At 62.4% G+C, this 15,597-nt stretch carries 16 protein-coding genes; all 16 read right to left on the bottom strand.

Annotated features, from left to right (window positions below):
• Positions 1–3: 3 nt before the first annotated feature.
• On the bottom strand, positions 4–771 hold the full coding sequence (locus ACOAPY_RS00855; RefSeq protein WP_465154687.1) for a DeoR/GlpR family DNA-binding transcription regulator: 768 nt from the start codon (positions 769–771) through the stop codon (positions 4–6).
• Between the two features lie 114 nt (positions 772–885).
• Positions 886–2,250 (bottom strand): bifunctional UDP-N-acetylglucosamine diphosphorylase/glucosamine-1-phosphate N-acetyltransferase GlmU, encoded by a 1,365-nt coding sequence (gene glmU, locus ACOAPY_RS00850; RefSeq protein ID WP_465154686.1) that lies wholly within the window; start codon positions 2,248–2,250, stop codon positions 886–888.
• A 118-nt stretch (positions 2,251–2,368) separates the two neighbouring features.
• A complete protein-coding gene (locus ACOAPY_RS00845) occupies positions 2,369–2,788 on the bottom strand; it encodes a F0F1 ATP synthase subunit epsilon (protein WP_021702539.1) in 420 nt (139 codons plus the stop codon).
• Between the two features lie 41 nt (positions 2,789–2,829).
• Positions 2,830–4,206 (bottom strand): F0F1 ATP synthase subunit beta, encoded by a 1,377-nt coding sequence (gene atpD / locus ACOAPY_RS00840; RefSeq protein ID WP_061902827.1) that lies wholly within the window; start codon positions 4,204–4,206, stop codon positions 2,830–2,832.
• Between the two features lie 30 nt (positions 4,207–4,236).
• Positions 4,237–5,097: a F0F1 ATP synthase subunit gamma gene (gene atpG / locus ACOAPY_RS00835; protein WP_076581690.1), complete on the bottom strand. Its 861-nt coding sequence runs from the start codon at positions 5,095–5,097 to the stop codon at positions 4,237–4,239.
• A 50-nt stretch (positions 5,098–5,147) separates the two neighbouring features.
• On the bottom strand, positions 5,148–6,692 hold the full coding sequence (atpA, locus tag ACOAPY_RS00830) for a F0F1 ATP synthase subunit alpha (protein WP_076581687.1): 1,545 nt from the start codon (positions 6,690–6,692) through the stop codon (positions 5,148–5,150).
• Positions 6,693–6,713: 21 nt separating this feature from the next.
• The gene (locus ACOAPY_RS00825) at positions 6,714–7,250 is read right to left on the bottom strand and encodes a F0F1 ATP synthase subunit delta (RefSeq protein WP_465154685.1); all 537 of its coding nucleotides are present in this window, start codon (positions 7,248–7,250) and stop codon (positions 6,714–6,716) included.
• A 12-nt stretch (positions 7,251–7,262) separates the two neighbouring features.
• Positions 7,263–7,733, bottom strand: a complete 471-nt coding sequence (locus ACOAPY_RS00820; RefSeq protein ID WP_021702534.1) for a F0F1 ATP synthase subunit B — start codon at positions 7,731–7,733, stop codon at positions 7,263–7,265.
• A 55-nt stretch (positions 7,734–7,788) separates the two neighbouring features.
• Entirely contained in the window at positions 7,789–8,046 is a 258-nt protein-coding gene (gene atpE / locus ACOAPY_RS00815; RefSeq protein ID WP_003097235.1) for a F0F1 ATP synthase subunit C, read from the bottom strand.
• Between the two features lie 83 nt (positions 8,047–8,129).
• The gene (gene atpB / locus ACOAPY_RS00810) at positions 8,130–8,999 is read right to left on the bottom strand and encodes a F0F1 ATP synthase subunit A (RefSeq protein WP_076581685.1); all 870 of its coding nucleotides are present in this window, start codon (positions 8,997–8,999) and stop codon (positions 8,130–8,132) included.
• 16 nt (positions 9,000–9,015) lie between these two features.
• Positions 9,016–9,423: a F0F1 ATP synthase subunit I gene (locus ACOAPY_RS00805; protein ID WP_465154684.1), complete on the bottom strand. Its 408-nt coding sequence runs from the start codon at positions 9,421–9,423 to the stop codon at positions 9,016–9,018.
• A 157-nt stretch (positions 9,424–9,580) separates the two neighbouring features.
• Positions 9,581–10,453 (bottom strand): ParB/RepB/Spo0J family partition protein, encoded by an 873-nt coding sequence (locus ACOAPY_RS00800; protein ID WP_465154683.1) that lies wholly within the window; start codon positions 10,451–10,453, stop codon positions 9,581–9,583.
• Between the two features lie 9 nt (positions 10,454–10,462).
• The gene (locus ACOAPY_RS00795) at positions 10,463–11,251 is read right to left on the bottom strand and encodes a ParA family protein (RefSeq protein WP_076423510.1); all 789 of its coding nucleotides are present in this window, start codon (positions 11,249–11,251) and stop codon (positions 10,463–10,465) included.
• A 12-nt stretch (positions 11,252–11,263) separates the two neighbouring features.
• On the bottom strand, positions 11,264–11,911 hold the full coding sequence (gene rsmG / locus ACOAPY_RS00790) for a 16S rRNA (guanine(527)-N(7))-methyltransferase RsmG (protein WP_465154682.1): 648 nt from the start codon (positions 11,909–11,911) through the stop codon (positions 11,264–11,266).
• A complete protein-coding gene (gene mnmG, locus ACOAPY_RS00785; RefSeq protein ID WP_465154681.1) occupies positions 11,911–13,803 on the bottom strand; it encodes a tRNA uridine-5-carboxymethylaminomethyl(34) synthesis enzyme MnmG in 1,893 nt (630 codons plus the stop codon). The genes rsmG and mnmG overlap by 1 nt, the downstream gene beginning before the upstream one ends.
• A gap of 423 nt (positions 13,804–14,226) precedes the next feature.
• Positions 14,227–15,594: a tRNA uridine-5-carboxymethylaminomethyl(34) synthesis GTPase MnmE gene (mnmE, locus tag ACOAPY_RS00780; protein WP_465154680.1), complete on the bottom strand. Its 1,368-nt coding sequence runs from the start codon at positions 15,592–15,594 to the stop codon at positions 14,227–14,229.
• Positions 15,595–15,597: the final 3 nt, after the last annotated feature.

The following is a 15,597-nucleotide window of genomic DNA, read 5'->3' as shown; positions in this document are numbered from 1 at the left end:
TCCTCAGGAAGCGGCGGCGAGGATCAGCTGGACCCCGCGCGCGCGTATCTGTTCGGCCACCCGGCTATCCAGGCGGTCGTCGGTGATCAGGGTATGGACGCTGCTCCAGGGCAGCTCCAGGTTGGGAATACGGCGGCCGACCTTGTCGCTCTCGACCATGACGATGACCTCGCGGGCCACTTCGGCCATGACCCGGGACAGGCCCAGCAGCTCGTTGAAGGTGGTGGTGCCGCGCTCCAGGTCGATGCCATCGGCGCCGATGAACAGCTGGTCGAAGTCGTAGGAACGCAGCACCTGCTCGGCGACCTGGCCCTGGAAGGACTCCGAGTGTGGGTCCCAGGTGCCGCCGGTCATCAACAGCACCGGTTCGTGCTCGATGTCGCGCAGGGCGTTGGCCACGTTCAGCGAGTTGGTCATCACCACCAGACCGGGCTTGTAGCCGAGCTGCGGGATCATCGCCGCCGTGGTGCTGCCGCTGTCGATGATGATGCGCGCGTGCTCGCGGATCAGGTCGACCGCCGCGCGGGCGATGGCCTGCTTGTGGCGGGAAATGGGCTGGGCCGGCTCGCCGATCAGTTCCTGCGGCATGGGCACGGCCCCGCCGTAACGGCGCAGCAGCAGGCCGTTCTTCTCCAGTTCGGCCAGGTCCTTTCGGATCGTAACTTCTGAGGTGGCGAAATGCTGCGCCAGGGCATCCACAACCACCTCGCCCTGCTCGTTGAGCAACGCCAGGATCGCGTGGCGGCGCTGGGGCGTATTGCGTTTCGACATTTAAGTTTCGATTCGAAAGATAAGTGCGCGAATCAAAACCTAACGAAAGCGTCAGGTCAAGCGCCAGATAGACGAAAGGCGGCCTGAGCCGCCTTTCCGCACAATGCAGGTCTGTTACTTCGGCGCCTTCTGCGGGCGCTTCCAGCCTTCGATGTTGCGCTGCTTGGCACGCCCAACGGCCAGGGCGGCCGCCGGTACGTCCTGGGTCACGGTGGAGCCGGCACCGGTGGTGGCGCCGTTGCCCAGGGTCACGGGGGCGACGATGGAGCTATTGGAACCGATGAAAACGTCTTCGCCCATCACCGTCTTGTGCTTGTTGGCACCGTCGTAATTGCAGGTAATGGTGCCGGCGCCGATGTTGGTGCGCGCGCCGATCTCGGCGTCGCCCAGGTAGCTCAGGTGGCCGGCCTTGGCGCCCTCGCCCAGCACGGCGTTCTTCAGCTCGACGAAGTTGCCGACATGGGCCTTGGCGCCCAGCCTGGCGCCCGGGCGTAGGCGGGCGAACGGGCCGCAATCGGCGCCCTCACCCAGTTCGGCCCCTTCCAGGTGGCTGTTGGCTTTGACGATGGCACCGCGACGCAAGACAGAATCCTTGATCACGCAGTTCGGGCCGATCTGCACGTCGTCCTCGATGACCACCTTGCCTTCAAGGATCACATTGATGTCGATGGTCACGTCGCGACCTACGATCACTTCACCACGCACATCGAAACGATGCGGGTCGAGCAGGGTCACGCCCTGGGCCATCAGCTGACGGGCCATGCGTTGCTGGTAGTGGCATTCCAGCTGAGCCAGCTGGATGCGGTCGTTGGCGCCGAGCACTTCCAGTTCATCCTGCGGGTGTTCGGTGACCACCGGGATACCGTCTGCCACCGCCAGCGCCACCACGTCGGTCAGGTAGTACTCGCCCTGGGCGTTATTGTTGGACAACCGGCTCAGCCAATCGCCCAGGCGCTTGCCTGGCAGGGCGAAGATGCCGGTGTTGCCCTCCTTGATCGCCCGCTGTTCCGGCGTGGCGTCCTTCTGCTCGACGATGCCCAGCACGCGCCCGGCCTCATCGCGCAGGATGCGGCCGTAGCCGGTGGGGTCCTGCATGACCACACTGAGCAGCGCCGCTTGGTCCACGCTGGAGCGCTCCAGCAGACGGCGCAGGGTATCGGCCTGGATCAATGGCACGTCGCCGTATAGAACCAGGACCCGCTCGGCATCGATGCCCGGCACGGCCTGCGCCACGGCATGGCCGGTGCCCAGCTGCTCGGCCTGCAGCACGAAGTGGATATCGTCGGCCGCCAGGCGCTCGCGCACCCGTTCGGCACCATGACCGATCACCACATGGATCTTGCGCGGCGCAAGCGCGCGGGCGGTGTCGATGACGTGACCGAGCATGGGCTTGCCGGCCACCGGGTGCAGGACCTTGGGCAGGGCCGAACGCATGCGGGTGCCCTGGCCGGCGGCGAGGATGACGATATCGAGGGACATGGCGGAATCCTGAACTGGCACAGGCGGGACACCACCTGTGAATAAAACGGCAGAAAAAGAAAAAGGGTAGCCAAGGCTACCCTTTTACTCGCTGACGCTGGAAGCCGGAGGACGAGCCTCAGTACTTCTTGCGCATCTGCTGGACGGTGCGCAGCTGAGCTGCCACTTCGGCCAGGTGAGCGGCGGCGGAACCGTAGTTGAATTCCGAGCCTTTCTCGTTGAGCGCCTTCTCGGCGGCCTTGAGGGCCTCCTGGGCAGCAGCTTCGTCGATGTCGCCGGCACGAGTCACGGTGTCGGCCAGGACCTTCACCATGTTCGGCTGCACTTCGAGGAAACCGCCAGAGATGTAGAACACCTCATGCTCGCCACCCTGCTTGACCAGGCGGATGGGGCCCGGCTTCAGGTCGGTGATCAGCGGGGCGTGGCCCGGAGCGATACCGAGATCGCCCAGGTTGCCGTGCGCGATCACCATCTCGACCAGACCGGAGAAGATCTCCGCTTCGGCACTGACGATGTCGCAATGGACAGTAATGGCCATACGCTTGCCTCACGAGCGCCCGTTACCGGGCGCACAGGGGATTACAGTTTCTTGGCTTTCTCGATGGCTTCTTCGATGCTGCCAACCATGTAGAACGCCTGCTCCGGCAGGTGATCGTAGTCACCTTTCAGGATGCCGCTGAAACCAGCGATGGTGTCCTTCAGGGAAACGTACTTGCCCGGGGAGCCGGTGAAGACTTCAGCCACGAAGAACGGCTGGGACAGGAAGCGCTGGATCTTACGAGCACGGGCTACCAGTTGCTTGTCCGCTTCGGACAGCTCGTCCATACCGAGGATCGCGATGATGTCCTTCAGTTCCTTGTAACGCTGCAGAACGTACTGCACGCCACGTGCGGTCTCGTAGTGCTCCTGACCAACCACCAGCGGATCGAGCTGACGGGAGGTGGAGTCCAGCGGGTCCACGGCCGGGTAGATACCCAGGGAGGCGATGTCACGCGACAGTACGACGGTGGCGTCCAAGTGGGCGAAGGTGGTCGCCGGGCTCGGGTCGGTCAGGTCGTCCGCAGGTACGTATACGGCCTGTACCGAGGTGATCGAGCCGTTCTTGGTGGAGGTAATACGCTCCTGCAGAACGCCCATCTCTTCGGCCAGAGTCGGCTGGTAACCTACTGCGGAAGGCATACGGCCCAGCAGTGCGGATACTTCGGTACCGGCGAGGGTGTAACGGTAGATGTTGTCGACGAACAGCAGAACGTCACGACCTTCGTCACGGAACTTCTCGGCCATGGTCAGGCCGGTCAGTGCCACGCGCAGACGGTTACCTGGCGGCTCGTTCATCTGGCCGTAGACCAGGGCCACTTTGTCGAGAACGTTGGAGTCCTTCATCTCGTGGTAGAAGTCGTTACCCTCACGAGTACGCTCACCCACACCAGCGAACACGGAATAACCGCTGTGTTCCATGGCGATGTTACGGATCAGTTCCATCATGTTCACGGTCTTGCCGACGCCGGCGCCACCGAACAGACCGACCTTACCGCCCTTGGCGAACGGGCAGACCAGGTCGATTACCTTGATACCGGTTTCCAGCAGGTCGTTGCCGCCCGCTTGCTCGGCGTAGGACGGCGCAGCGCGGTGGATTTCCCACTGCTCTTCTTCGCCAATCGGGCCAGCTTCGTCGATCGGGTTGCCCAGCACGTCCATGATCCGGCCCAGGGTCGCTTTACCGACCGGTACGGAGATGGCCTTGCCAGTACGGGTGACGTCCAGACCACGCTTCAGACCTTCGGTCGAGCCCATGGCGATGGAACGTACCACACCGTCGCCCAGCTGCTGCTGAACTTCCAGGGTGGTTTCGGCGCCAACTACTTTCAGCGCTTCATAAACACTCGGCACTTGATCACGCGGGAATTCCACGTCGATAACGGCGCCGATGATTTGAACGATACGTCCGCTACTCATCTTTGGTTCCTCTGAATATTTGAACCGTTCTTAAACCGCGGCAGCGCCGCCGACGATTTCCGAAATTTCCTGGGTGATCGCTGCCTGACGAGCCTTGTTGTAAATCAGCTGCAGGTCTTTGATCAGTTCGCCAGCGTTATCGGTGGCGTTCTTCATCGCGATCATCCGTGCTGCCTGTTCAGCAGCAGCGTTCTCGACCACCGCCTGATACACCTGCGACTCCACATAACGCACCATCAGGCCGTCGAGCAGCTGTTTGGCGTCGGGTTCGTACAGGTAGTCCCAGTGGTGCTTGAGACCTTCATCCGGAGTCGCCACCAGGGGAACGAGCTGCTCCACTGTCGGCTTTTGCGTCATGGTATTGACGAACTTGTTCGAGACCACGGACAGACGATCGATGCGACCTTCCAGGTAAGCATCGAGCATGACCTTGACGGAACCGATCAGATCGTTGATCGACGGTTCTTCGCCCAGGTGACTGATCGCAGCAACGACATTGCCACCAAAGTTGCGGAAGAACGCCGCACCCTTGCTGCCAATCACGCAGAGATCGATCTCCACGCCTTGCTCGCGATTGCTCGTCATGTCCTTGACCAGAGCCTTGAACAGGTTGGTATTCAGACCACCGCACAGACCACGGTCCGAACTCACCACCACGTAACCGACGCGCTTGACTTCACGCTCGATCATGAACGGGTGACGATATTCCGGGTTGGCGTTGGCCAGATGACCAATCACCTGGCGGATACGCTCCGCGTAGGGACGACTGGCAGCCATGCGCTGTTGAGCCCTGCGCATTTTGCTGGTCGCCACCTTTTCCATGGCGCTGGTGATCTTCTGCGTGCTTTTGATGCTCGCAATCTTGCTGCGAATCTCTTTTGCGCCTGCCATGTAACACCTATCAGGTTAGCAAGCGGGGGCCAGCAGGCCCCCACTGCGGCTTACCAGGTTTGGGTGGCCTTGAACTTCTCGATACCGGCTTTCAGCTGGCCATCGATGTCGTCATTGAAGTCGCCCTTCTCGTTGATCTTCGCCATCAGTGCGGCGTTCTCACGGTTGAAGTAGGCGATCAGGGCCTGCTCGAAGCTGATGATCTTGGCGACTTCGACGTCGGCCAGGAAACCACGCTCGGCGGCATACAGGCTCACCGCCATGTCGGCGATGGACATCGGCGCGTACTGCTTCTGCTTCATCAGCTCGGTAACGCGCTGACCGTGATCCAGCTGCTTGCGGGTAGCCTCGTCCAGGTCAGAAGCGAACTGGGCGAAAGCCGCCAGTTCACGGTACTGAGCCAGAGCGGTACGGATACCACCGGACAGCTTCTTGATGATCTTGGTCTGAGCGGCACCACCCACGCGGGATACCGAGATACCGGCGTTGACGGCCGGACGAATACCCGAGTTGAACATGGCCGATTCCAGGAAGATCTGACCGTCGGTGATGGAGATCACGTTGGTCGGAACGAACGCGGAAACGTCGCCAGCCTGGGTTTCGATGATCGGCAGAGCGGTCAGGGAACCGGTCTTGCCCTTCACGGCACCGTTGGTGAACTTCTCGACGTACTCTTCGGAAACGCGGGAAGCGCGCTCCAGCAGACGGCTGTGGAGATAGAACACGTCGCCTGGGTAGGCTTCGCGGCCCGGCGGACGGCGCAGCAGCAGGGAGATCTGGCGGTAGGCAACAGCCTGCTTGGACAGGTCGTCGTACACGATCAGGGCGTCTTCACCGCGGTCGCGGAAGTATTCGCCCATGGTGCAACCGGCGTACGGAGCCAGGAACTGCAGGGCAGCCGACTCGGAAGCGCTGGCGGCTACCACGATGGTGTTGGCCAGGGCGCCAGCTTCTTCCAGCTTGCGCACCACGTTGGCGATGGTCGATTGCTTCTGACCAATGGCGACGTAGACGCAGCGGATGCCGCTGTTCTTCTGGTTGATGATGGCGTCGACGGCCAGAGCGGTCTTACCGATCTGACGGTCACCGATGATCAGCTCGCGCTGACCACGGCCGACCGGGATCATGGCGTCAACCGACTTGTAACCGGTCTGTACCGGCTGGTCGACCGACTTACGCCAGATCACGCCCGGTGCAACTTTCTCAACGGCGTCGGTGGCCTGAGCGTTGATCGGGCCTTTGCCGTCGATCGGGTTACCCAGGGCATCCACTACGCGACCCAGCAGTTCCGGACCAACCGGGACTTCCAGGATGCGGCCGGTGCACTTGGCGCTCATGCCTTCGGCGAGGCTGGTGTAAGCACCCAGCACAACGGCACCGACGGAGTCTTGCTCCAGGTTCAGCGCCATACCGTAGACACCACCCGGGAACTCGATCATTTCGCCGTACATGACGTCGGCCAGACCGTAGATACGCACGATACCGTCGGAAACGGATACCACGGTACCTTCGTTGCGGGCTTGGGAAGAGACGTCGAGTTTCTCGATACGCCCCTTGATGATTTCACTAATTTCGGAAGGATTGAGTTGCTGCATTGCTCTGCTGCCCCTTCAAACTCAAGATTTCAACGCTTCGGCCAGCTTCGCGATTTTGCCGCGAACCGAGCCATCGATAACCAGGTCGCCTGCGCGGATAACCACACCACCGATGAGGGTGGCGTCTTCCGTCACATGCAGACGCACTTCTCGGCTGAGCCGTACGTTGAGAACCTTGGCGAGTTTGTCTTGCTGTTCTGTGCTCAATGCGAAGGCACTGGTCACTTCCACGTCCACCGATTTTTCCTGCTCGGCCTTATACAGCTCGAACTGGGCGGCGATTTCCGGCAACAGGTCGAGACGACCGTTTTCGGCTACCACGGAAATGAAGTTGCGTGCCTGGGCGTCGAACTTGTCACCACACACTTCGTTGAAAGTGGTGGCCTTCTCTGCGCTCGTCAGACGCGGGGCCTTGAGCACGCGCTGCATGGTGTCGTCTTGCGACACCGCCGCAGCCAGGCCGAGCATGGCTGACCAGGAGGCCAGTTGCTGGTGGGCCTGAGCGTGCTCGAAAGCTGCCTTGGCGTAAGGTCGGGCCAGCGTGGTCAGTTCTGCCATGATCGCCCTCGCTTAGATTTCGGCAGCCAGTTTGTTAACCAGCTCCGCATGCGCGTTTTGATCGATGGATGCACCCAGGATCTTCTCGGCACCGCCAACAGCCAGGGCACCCACTTGGGCACGCAGGGCGTCTTTGACGCTGTTCAGTTCCTGTTCGATCTCGGCCTGAGCCTGAGCCTTCACACGGTCAGCTTCGACACGAGCCTGATCACGGGCTTCGTCGACGATCTGGGTCGCGCGCTTCTTGGCCTGCTCGATGATTTCAGCAGCCTGGGTTTTGGCTTCGCGCAGTTGCTGAGCCACTTTCTCGTGGGCCAGTTCCAGATCGCGAGCCGCACGGTTGGCGGCGTCCAGACCATCAGCGATCTTCTTTTGGCGTTCACGCAGAGCCGTGATGACCGGAGGCCACACGAACTTCATGCAGAACAGCACGAAAATGAAGAACGCAACGGCCTGGCCAATCAGGGTTGCATTAATGTTCACGCCAGTACCTCGCTGTTCGTTGTTTCGTCAAACCAATCAACTCGCAAGCGAGTGATTAGCCGGCGATCTGACCAACGAAGGGGTTCGCGAAGGTGAAGAACAGAGCGATACCAACGCCGATCATGGTCACGGCGTCCAGCAGACCGGCGACGATGAACATTTTCACCTGCAGCATCGGAACCATTTCCGGCTGACGAGCAGCGCCTTCCAGGAACTTGCCGCCCAGCAGACCGAAGCCAATGGCAGTACCCAGAGCGCCCAGACCGATCAGCAGGGCAACAGCAATCGCGGTGAGACCAACTACAGTTTCCATTTTTCCTCCCGACTTTTACGTCGTATTGGTTTAGGTTGAAGCGATAAAGCGGTTTTCGTTTTACCCCAAGAGGCGGGGGCCTCTTAGTGGTTGTCTTCGTGCGCCATCGACAGATAGACGATGGTCAACATCATGAAGATGAAGGCCTGCAGGGTGATGATCAGGATGTGGAACACGGCCCACGCCCAGTTCAGCGCCACGCCCAGAGTGCTCAGCAGGAACAGGCCGCTGCCGAACATCACGGCGATCAGGATGAAGATCAGTTCGCCGGCATACATGTTGCCGAACAGACGCAGAGCCAGGGAAATCGGCTTGGCGATCAGGGTGACGAACTCGAGCAGGAAGTTGACCGGGATCAGCAGGATCTGCACGAAGATGTTGCTGCTGCTGAACGGGTGCAGGGTCAGCTCACCGAGGAAGCCGCCGATACCCTTGACCTTGATGCTGTAGAACACGATCAGGGCGAACACCGACAGGGCCAGGCCCAGGGTGGCGTTCGGGTCGGTGGTCGGCACCACGCGGAAGAACAGGTGCTCGTTGCCAGTGATCTTGGCGGCCAGGACCGGCAGGAAGTCGACCGGCACCAGATCCATCAGGTTCATCAGGAAGATCCAGACGAAGATGGTAAGAGCCAGCGGAGCGATCAGGGCGTTGCGGCCGTGGAAGGTGTCCTTGACGCTGCCGTCAACGAACTCGACCAGCACTTCAACGAAGTTCTGCAGGGCGCCCGGCTGACCGCTGGTGGCGCGCTTGGCGGCCATGCGGAACAGCAGGATGAATACCAGGCCAAGGAAAACGGACCAGCCGAGAGTATCGACGTGGAAGGCCCAGAAGCCCATTTCCTTTGCTTCTTGCGCGGTGTGGGCGAAGCCCCAGTCACCATTCGGCAGTTGCCCGAAGGTCAGGTTCTGCAGGTGGTGCTGGATATAGCCCGAAGCGGTTTGTTCTGCCATGTTTGCCTCAAACGCTCTAAGGTCTCGAAAGTCTTGTTCTCATCAGCAGCGGGGCGAACCAGCCGACGCTGAGCGCCAGCACGAAGATGCCGAATAGAGCCGGCGCCTCCAGGGGTTTCACCACCACGAACGTCAGTGCAAACAGCACTGCCGTCAGAATCAGCTTGCCCGCTTCGCCGGCATAGAAAGACCGGACGATGCTCTGGGCCGCCCGCGCCCCGCTGAAACGGAACGCCTTGTGGGCGAAATACAGATTGGGGAGCCAGGCAATAAGCCCCCCGCAGAGTCCCGAGTAGCCACTCACTGCGCCGCGCCAGCCGAACAGGGCGGCAGCGGCCAGCAGAATCACGGCCAGTTGGGCCAGCAGTACCGGAAACACCGGTAAACGATGGAAGGGCAGGCGGTTCGGCGTGCGGGCATCCATCTCTTGCTGTTCCTCTGGGTCGGCACGTTAAATCAACAACTTGGCATACTTTGTGCCGACAAAATGCGCGCAGAGTATAGGGGGGGTTCCCCCCCTGTTCAACTGGCCGGTAGTGAATTCCGACCGCCCGCTACACGGTCAACGATGAGCAATTGTTTCAGCGGATGTGGGCCAGTACACCCTGCAGTTCGTCCAGCGAGCTGTAGCGGATCACCAGTTGCCCCTTGCCCTTGGCACCGTGCTTGATCTGCACCGGAGCCCCTAGCTTCTCGGCCAGGCGCTGTTCCAGGCGATTGATGTCCGGGTCGACCTTGGCCTTCTCGGCAGGCTTGTCCTTGCTGTTCAGCCACTGGCGCACCAGTGCTTCGGTTTGGCGCACGGTGAGGCCGCGTGCGACAACATGTCGCGCGCCTTCTACCTGCTGTTCCAGCGGCAGACCGAGCAGGGCACGGGCGTGCCCCATCTCGAGATCACCATGGGCCAGCAAGGTCTTGATCTCTTCCGGCAGGGCGATCAGGCGCAGCAGGTTGGTAATGGTCACGCGCGACTTGCCGACCGCATCGGCGACCTGCTGCTGGGTCAGCTCGAACTCCTGCTGCAGGCGCTGCAGGGCCACGGCTTCCTCGATCGGGTTGAGGTCTTCGCGCTGGATGTTCTCGATCAGCGCCATGGCGATGGCGGCTTCGTCCGGCACTTCGCGGACCATGGCGGGGATCTTGTCCAGGCCGGCCTGCTGGCTGGCACGCCAGCGGCGTTCACCGGCGATGATCTCGAAGCGGCCGCCGCCGATGGGGCGCACCACGATCGGCTGCATCACGCCCTGGACCTTGATCGAATTGGCCAGCTCTTCCAGCGCCGAAGGATCCATGTCGCGGCGCGGCTGGTACTTGCCGCGCTGGATCAGGTCCAGCGGCAGGTGCTGCAGCTCGCGGCTGTCGACCTTGACCGCTTCTTCTTCCAGGGTAGCGGCGGTGCTGCCGCCGAGCAGGGCGTCCAGTCCGCGGCCAAGTCCGCGCTTCTTGATGGCCATGAGATTCCTTTATGCAGTTGCGGTTTTCGCGGCGGCGCGTTGACGGCGCACCAGTTCGCCAGCCAGCGCCAGGTAGGCGATGGCGCCGCGTGATTGCTTGTCATAGGCCAGCGCCGGCATGCCGAAGCTGGGCGCCTCGGCCAGGCGCACGTTGCGCGGGATGACCACGTCGTACAACTGCTCGCCGAAGTGCTCCTTGAGCTGGGCACTGACGTCGTTGGTCAGGCTGATGCGCGGGTCATACATGGTGCGCAGCAGGCCTTCGATCTTCAGGCTCGGATTGAGCAGCGAGCCGATGCGCTGAATGCTGTTCATCAGGTCGGTCAGGCCCTCCAGTGCGTAGTACTCGCACTGCATGGGGATGATCACACCGTCGGCGGCGACCAGGGCGTTGACCGTGAGCATCGAAAGCGCCGGCGGGCAGTCGATGAGGATGTAGTCGTAGTTCTCGCGGATCGGCGCCAGTGCGTAACGCAGGCGGCTCTCCTTCATCTTCATCTCGAGCAGGGCCACTTCGGCGGCGGTCAGGTCGCGGTTGGCCGGCAGCAGCTGGTAGCCGCCGTGCTCGGAGAACTGCATGGCCTCGCCGACGGTGCTCTCGCCGATCAGCACGTCGTAGATAGAGTGTTCCAGGGCCTGCTTATCCACACCGCTGCCCATGGTGGCGTTGCCCTGTGGATCGAGGTCGATCAGCAGCACGCGGCGCTTGGTGGCGACCAGCGAGGCGGCCAGGTTGATGCAGGTGGTGGTCTTGCCGACCCCGCCTTTCTGATTGGCGATCGCGAATACCTTGGCCATCTGTGCTTCCCCCTAGACCGAGCGTCGCAGTATCAACAGGTGACGCTGGCCTTGGCAACCGGGAACCTTGAGCACGTCGCAGCTTTGCAGGCGGAAGTCCGCCGGCAGCGCCTGCAGCTCGTCGTCCGGCTGCACGCCTTTCATCGCCAGCCAGTGGGTATCGCCGTTGCCCAGATGGCGGGTCCAGTCGGTAAAGTCCTGCAGCGAGCTGAACGCGCGCGAGCAGATGCCGCTGAACGGAACTTGCGGACGGAACTCCTCGACCCGGCTGTGGATAACGTCCAGGTTGGCCAGCTTGAGCTCCAGCTTCACCTGGGTTAGGAAGCGAGTCTTCTTGCCATTGGAATCGAGCAGGGTGAAGCGCCGTTCGGGAAACAGGATGGCCAGGGGAATACCGGGCATGCCGCCACCGCTGCCGACATCCAGCCAGTTGTCACCGTATTGGGCCACGAAGGGCACCACGCTGAGGCTGTCGAGCAGATGACGCGAAACCATCTCGTCCGGGTTACGCACGGCGGTCAGGTTATAGGCCTTGTTCCACTTGATCAGCAGGGCCAGGTAGGCCAGCAGCTGTTCCTGCTGCAGGGGGCTGAGCGCCACGTCGAGCGTCTGCGCGCCCTGCGCGAGTTCCTCGGCATGGCGTTGGGTGACCTGGGACATCAGGCGCTGGCCTCCAGGGTCTGGCCGGCGTTGCGCTTCTTCAGGTGGATCAGCAGCAGGGAGATGGCCGCCGGAGTCACGCCCGGAATGCGCCCGGCCTGGCCGAGCGTCTCGGGGCGGGTCTTGCCCAGCTTGCCCTGAATCTCCTTGGACAGGCCGGAGATGCTGGCGTAGTCGATATCGGCAGGCAGCTTGGTGTCCTCGCTGGCGCGCAGGCGTTCGATCTCTTCCTGCTGGCGGTCGATGTAGCCGGCGTACTTGGTCTTGATCTCGACCTGCTCGGCGACCTGGGCATCGATCTGTGGCGCGTCGGTCACTTCGGCCAGGCCGGCGTAGTCGATTTCCGGGCGAGCGAGCAGGTTGAGCAGGTTGTACTCATGGGCCAGCGGCGTACCGAAGCGCGCGGCGACGGCATCCCCCAGCGGAGTGCCCGGGCGCACCCAGGTGCTCTTCAGGCGCTGTTCTTCCAGGACGATGCCCTCGCGCTTGGCCTCGAACGCGGCCCAGCGGGTGTCGTCGATAAGGCCCAGCTCTCGACCTTTCTCGGTCAGGCGCAGGTCGGCATTGTCTTCGCGCAGGATCAGCCGGTATTCGGCGCGCGAGGTGAACATGCGGTAGGGCTCCTGGGTGCCCAGGGTGATCAGGTCGTCTACCAGCACGCCGATATAGGCCTCGTCGCGGCGCGGACACCAGCTGTCCTTGCCCTGCGCACGCAGTGCGGCGTTAGCGCCGGCCAGCAGGCCCTGGGCACCGGCTTCTTCATAGCCGGTGGTGCCGTTGATCTGCCCAGCGAAGAACAGCCCGCCGATGACCTTGGTCTCCAGGCTGTACTTGAGGTCGCGCGGGTCGAAGTAGTCGTACTCGATGGCGTAGCCTGGCCGCACGATGTGGGCATTCTCCATGCCGCGAATGGAGCGCACGATCTCCAGCTGCACGTCGAACGGCAGCGAGGTGGAGATGCCGTTGGGGTACAGCTCATGGGTGGTCAGGCCTTCCGGCTCGATGAACACCTGGTGGCTGTCCTTGTCGGCGAAGCGATGAATCTTGTCTTCGATCGACGGGCAGTAGCGCGGACCGATGCCTTCGATCACCCCGGAATACATCGGTGAACGATCCAGGTTACTGGCGATGATCTCGTGGGTACGCGCGTTGGTGTGGGTCATCCAGCAGCTGATCTGGCGCGGATGCATGGCCTGGTTGCCGAGGAAGGACATCACCGGGGTCGGGGTGTCGCCGGGTTGCTCGGTCATCACCGAGAAATCCACCGAGCGGCCATCGATGCGCGGCGGGGTGCCGGTCTTCAGCCGGCCGACACGCAGCGGCAGCTCGCGCAGGCGCTTGGCCAGGGCGATCGAGGGCGGATCGCCGGCACGGCCGCCGGAATAGTTCTGCAGGCCGATGTGGATAAGTCCGCCGAGGAAGGTGCCGGTGGTCAGTACCACGTTGTCGGCCATGAAGCGCAGGCCCATTTGGGTGACCACACCCTTGACTTGGTCCTGCTCGACGATCAGGTCGTCCGCCGCCTGCTGGAATATCCACAGGTTCGCCTGGTTTTCCAGAATCTCGCGGATGGCTGCTTTGTACAGCACGCGGTCGGCCTGGGCGCGGGTGGCGCGTACGGCCGGGCCCTTGCGGCTGTTGAGGACGCGGAACTGGATGCCGCCCTTGTCGGTGGCCAGCGCCATGGCGCCGCCGAGGGCATCGATTTCCTTGACCAGATGGCTCTTGCCGATACCGCCGATGGCAGGGTTGCAGCTCATCTGGCCGAGGGTTTCCACATTGTGGGTCAACAGCAGGGTCTTCACGCCCATGCGTGCGGCTGCCAGAGCAGCCTCGGTGCCGGCATGACCGCCGCCGATCACGATCACGTCAAAACGGGAAGGGAAGTCCACCACGCACCTCGTGCCTGTAGAAAAAGGGGAAATAGAGAAGGGGCGCAAGTATAGGGACTTAGCCGGGGTGAATGAAGCCTTCTGCACAAAAAATAGCCAGCTGGTCGGCTCTTAGGCTTATAGAGAATAAAAAGAATGAATTTATATAAAGCCTTATTTTTATTCTTATGTATGGTGCAAGCCATTTCTGTGGATAGATTTACGGAAAGCCTGCTGCTCATGGGCTGCAGCGAATGATAACCCTGTGGCGTTCCTGCCATTTTCCGGGGGGAAAGCTGCGGGGCACCTGTGGATGGAAAGGTATTTTATACACAGGCCAGATTATATTCAGTGTTCAGGCTGGCTTATCGACCGTGCTCAGGCAGGGTTGTCCACAGGGTTCCCGATGACCGCAGTTGCTCCTTGGATCACCGATGAGCGTGGCTATTTGCCGATGCAGAAGCTGGAAAAGATGCGCCCGAGCAGATCGTCGGAGCTGAAGGCACCAGTGATATCACCCAACGCCTGCTGGGCCTGACGCAGATCCTCGGCCAGTAGCTCGCCGGCGCCCATCAGGGTCAGCTGGTTGCGGCCATGCTCCAGGCTGGCCTGGGCCTGGCGCAGAGCCTCCAGGTGACGGCGACGGGCGCTGAAGCCGCTTTCGGCGGTCTGTTCGAAGCCCATGCAGGCCTTCAGATGCTCGCGCAGCAGGTCCAGGCCGGCGGCCGACTTGGCCGACAGGGCAATGGTCACGTGGCCATCGTTACAGGTTTCCAGGGCGACGGGCTCGCCCGACAGATCGGCTTTGTTGCGGATCAGGGTGACCCGCGCCGGATCAGGCTTGCTGTCGAGAAACTCCGGCCACAGGGCGAAGGGATCGGCGGCCTCCGGAGCCGTGGAGTCCACCACCAGCAGCACCCGGTCGGCCTCGCCGATGGCCTTGAGCGCGCGCTCCACGCCGATCCGCTCCACCTGGTCGTCGGTATCGCGCAGGCCGGCGGTATCGACCACGTGCAGCGGCATGCCATCGATGTGGATATGTTCGCGCAGCACATCGCGGGTGGTGCCGGCGATATCGGTGACGATGGCCGCCTCACGCCCTGCCAGGGCATTGAGCAGGCTGGACTTGCCGGCGTTGGGCCGTCCGGCGATGACCACGTTCATGCCGTCACGCAGCAGCGCGCCCTGACCGGCTTCGCGCAGCACTGTGGATAAGTACTCGCGCACCGCATCGAGCTGACTCAGTACATGGCCGTCGGCGAGGAAGTCGATCTCTTCCTCCGGGAAGTCGATGGCGGCCTCCACGTAGATACGCAGCTGGATCAGGCGCTCGGTCAGCTCGTGCACCCGCCGTGAAAACTCTCCCTGGAGCGAGCGCAGGGCGTTGCGCGCGGCCTGAGTCGAGCTGGCCTCGATCAGGTCGGCGATGGCCTCGGCCTGCGCCAGGTCGAGCTTGTCGTTGAGGAAGGCGCGCTCGCTGAATTCGCCCGGCCGTGCCTGCCGCGCGCCCAGCTGCAGGCAGCGCTGCAGCAGCATATCCAGCACCACCGGGCCGCCGTGACCCTGCAGCTCCAATACGTCCTCGCCGGTGAAGGAGTGCGGGCCGGGGAAGAACAGCAGCAGGCCCTGGTCGATCACCTCGCCATCATCGTCGTGCCAAGGGCCGTAGTGCGCGTGGCGTGGCCGGGGCTCCAGGCCGGAGAGGCTGATGCCGATGGCGCGCGCGCGAGGACCGGACACGCGCACGATGCCGACGCCCCCGCGACCCTGGGCAGTGGCGACGGCGGCTATGGTTTCACGGGCGCTGGTCATGCT

This window comes from Pseudomonas stagnisoli, from assembly GCF_048595745.1.
In the GTDB taxonomy this organism is placed as follows: Bacteria; Pseudomonadota; Gammaproteobacteria; order Pseudomonadales; family Pseudomonadaceae; genus Aquipseudomonas; species Aquipseudomonas alcaligenes_A.
The sequence above is the reverse complement of the archived record's forward strand: the minus strand, read 5'-3'. Positions and strand labels throughout refer to the sequence as shown.

What these genes read in the sequence shown, in the direction of transcription:
- ACOAPY_RS00825 (WP_465154685.1), bottom strand. Translation starts at nt 7,250, where the DNA reads ATGGCAGAACTGACCACGCTGGCCCGACCTTACGCCAAGGCAGCTTTC.
- atpE (WP_003097235.1), bottom strand. Translation starts at nt 8,046, where the DNA reads ATGGAAACTGTAGTTGGTCTCACCGCGATTGCTGTTGCCCTGCTGATC.
- ACOAPY_RS00845 (WP_021702539.1), bottom strand. Translation starts at nt 2,788, where the DNA reads ATGGCCATTACTGTCCATTGCGACATCGTCAGTGCCGAAGCGGAGATC.
- ACOAPY_RS00800 (WP_465154683.1), bottom strand. Translation starts at nt 10,453, where the DNA reads ATGGCCATCAAGAAGCGCGGACTTGGCCGCGGACTGGACGCCCTGCTC.
- atpD (WP_061902827.1), bottom strand. Translation starts at nt 4,206, where the DNA reads ATGAGTAGCGGACGTATCGTTCAAATCATCGGCGCCGTTATCGACGTG.
- atpB (WP_076581685.1), bottom strand. Translation starts at nt 8,999, where the DNA reads ATGGCAGAACAAACCGCTTCGGGCTATATCCAGCACCACCTGCAGAAC.
- ACOAPY_RS00855 (WP_465154687.1), bottom strand. Translation starts at nt 771, where the DNA reads ATGTCGAAACGCAATACGCCCCAGCGCCGCCACGCGATCCTGGCGTTG.
- glmU (WP_465154686.1), bottom strand. Translation starts at nt 2,250, where the DNA reads ATGTCCCTCGATATCGTCATCCTCGCCGCCGGCCAGGGCACCCGCATG.
- rsmG (WP_465154682.1), bottom strand. Translation starts at nt 11,911, where the DNA reads ATGTCCCAGGTCACCCAACGCCATGCCGAGGAACTCGCGCAGGGCGCG.
- mnmE (WP_465154680.1), bottom strand. Translation starts at nt 15,594, where the DNA reads ATGACCAGCGCCCGTGAAACCATAGCCGCCGTCGCCACTGCCCAGGGT.
- ACOAPY_RS00795 (WP_076423510.1), bottom strand. Translation starts at nt 11,251, where the DNA reads ATGGCCAAGGTATTCGCGATCGCCAATCAGAAAGGCGGGGTCGGCAAG.
- ACOAPY_RS00805 (WP_465154684.1), bottom strand. Translation starts at nt 9,423, where the DNA reads ATGGATGCCCGCACGCCGAACCGCCTGCCCTTCCATCGTTTACCGGTG.
- atpG (WP_076581690.1), bottom strand. Translation starts at nt 5,097, where the DNA reads ATGGCAGGCGCAAAAGAGATTCGCAGCAAGATTGCGAGCATCAAAAGC.
- atpA (WP_076581687.1), bottom strand. Translation starts at nt 6,692, where the DNA reads ATGCAGCAACTCAATCCTTCCGAAATTAGTGAAATCATCAAGGGGCGT.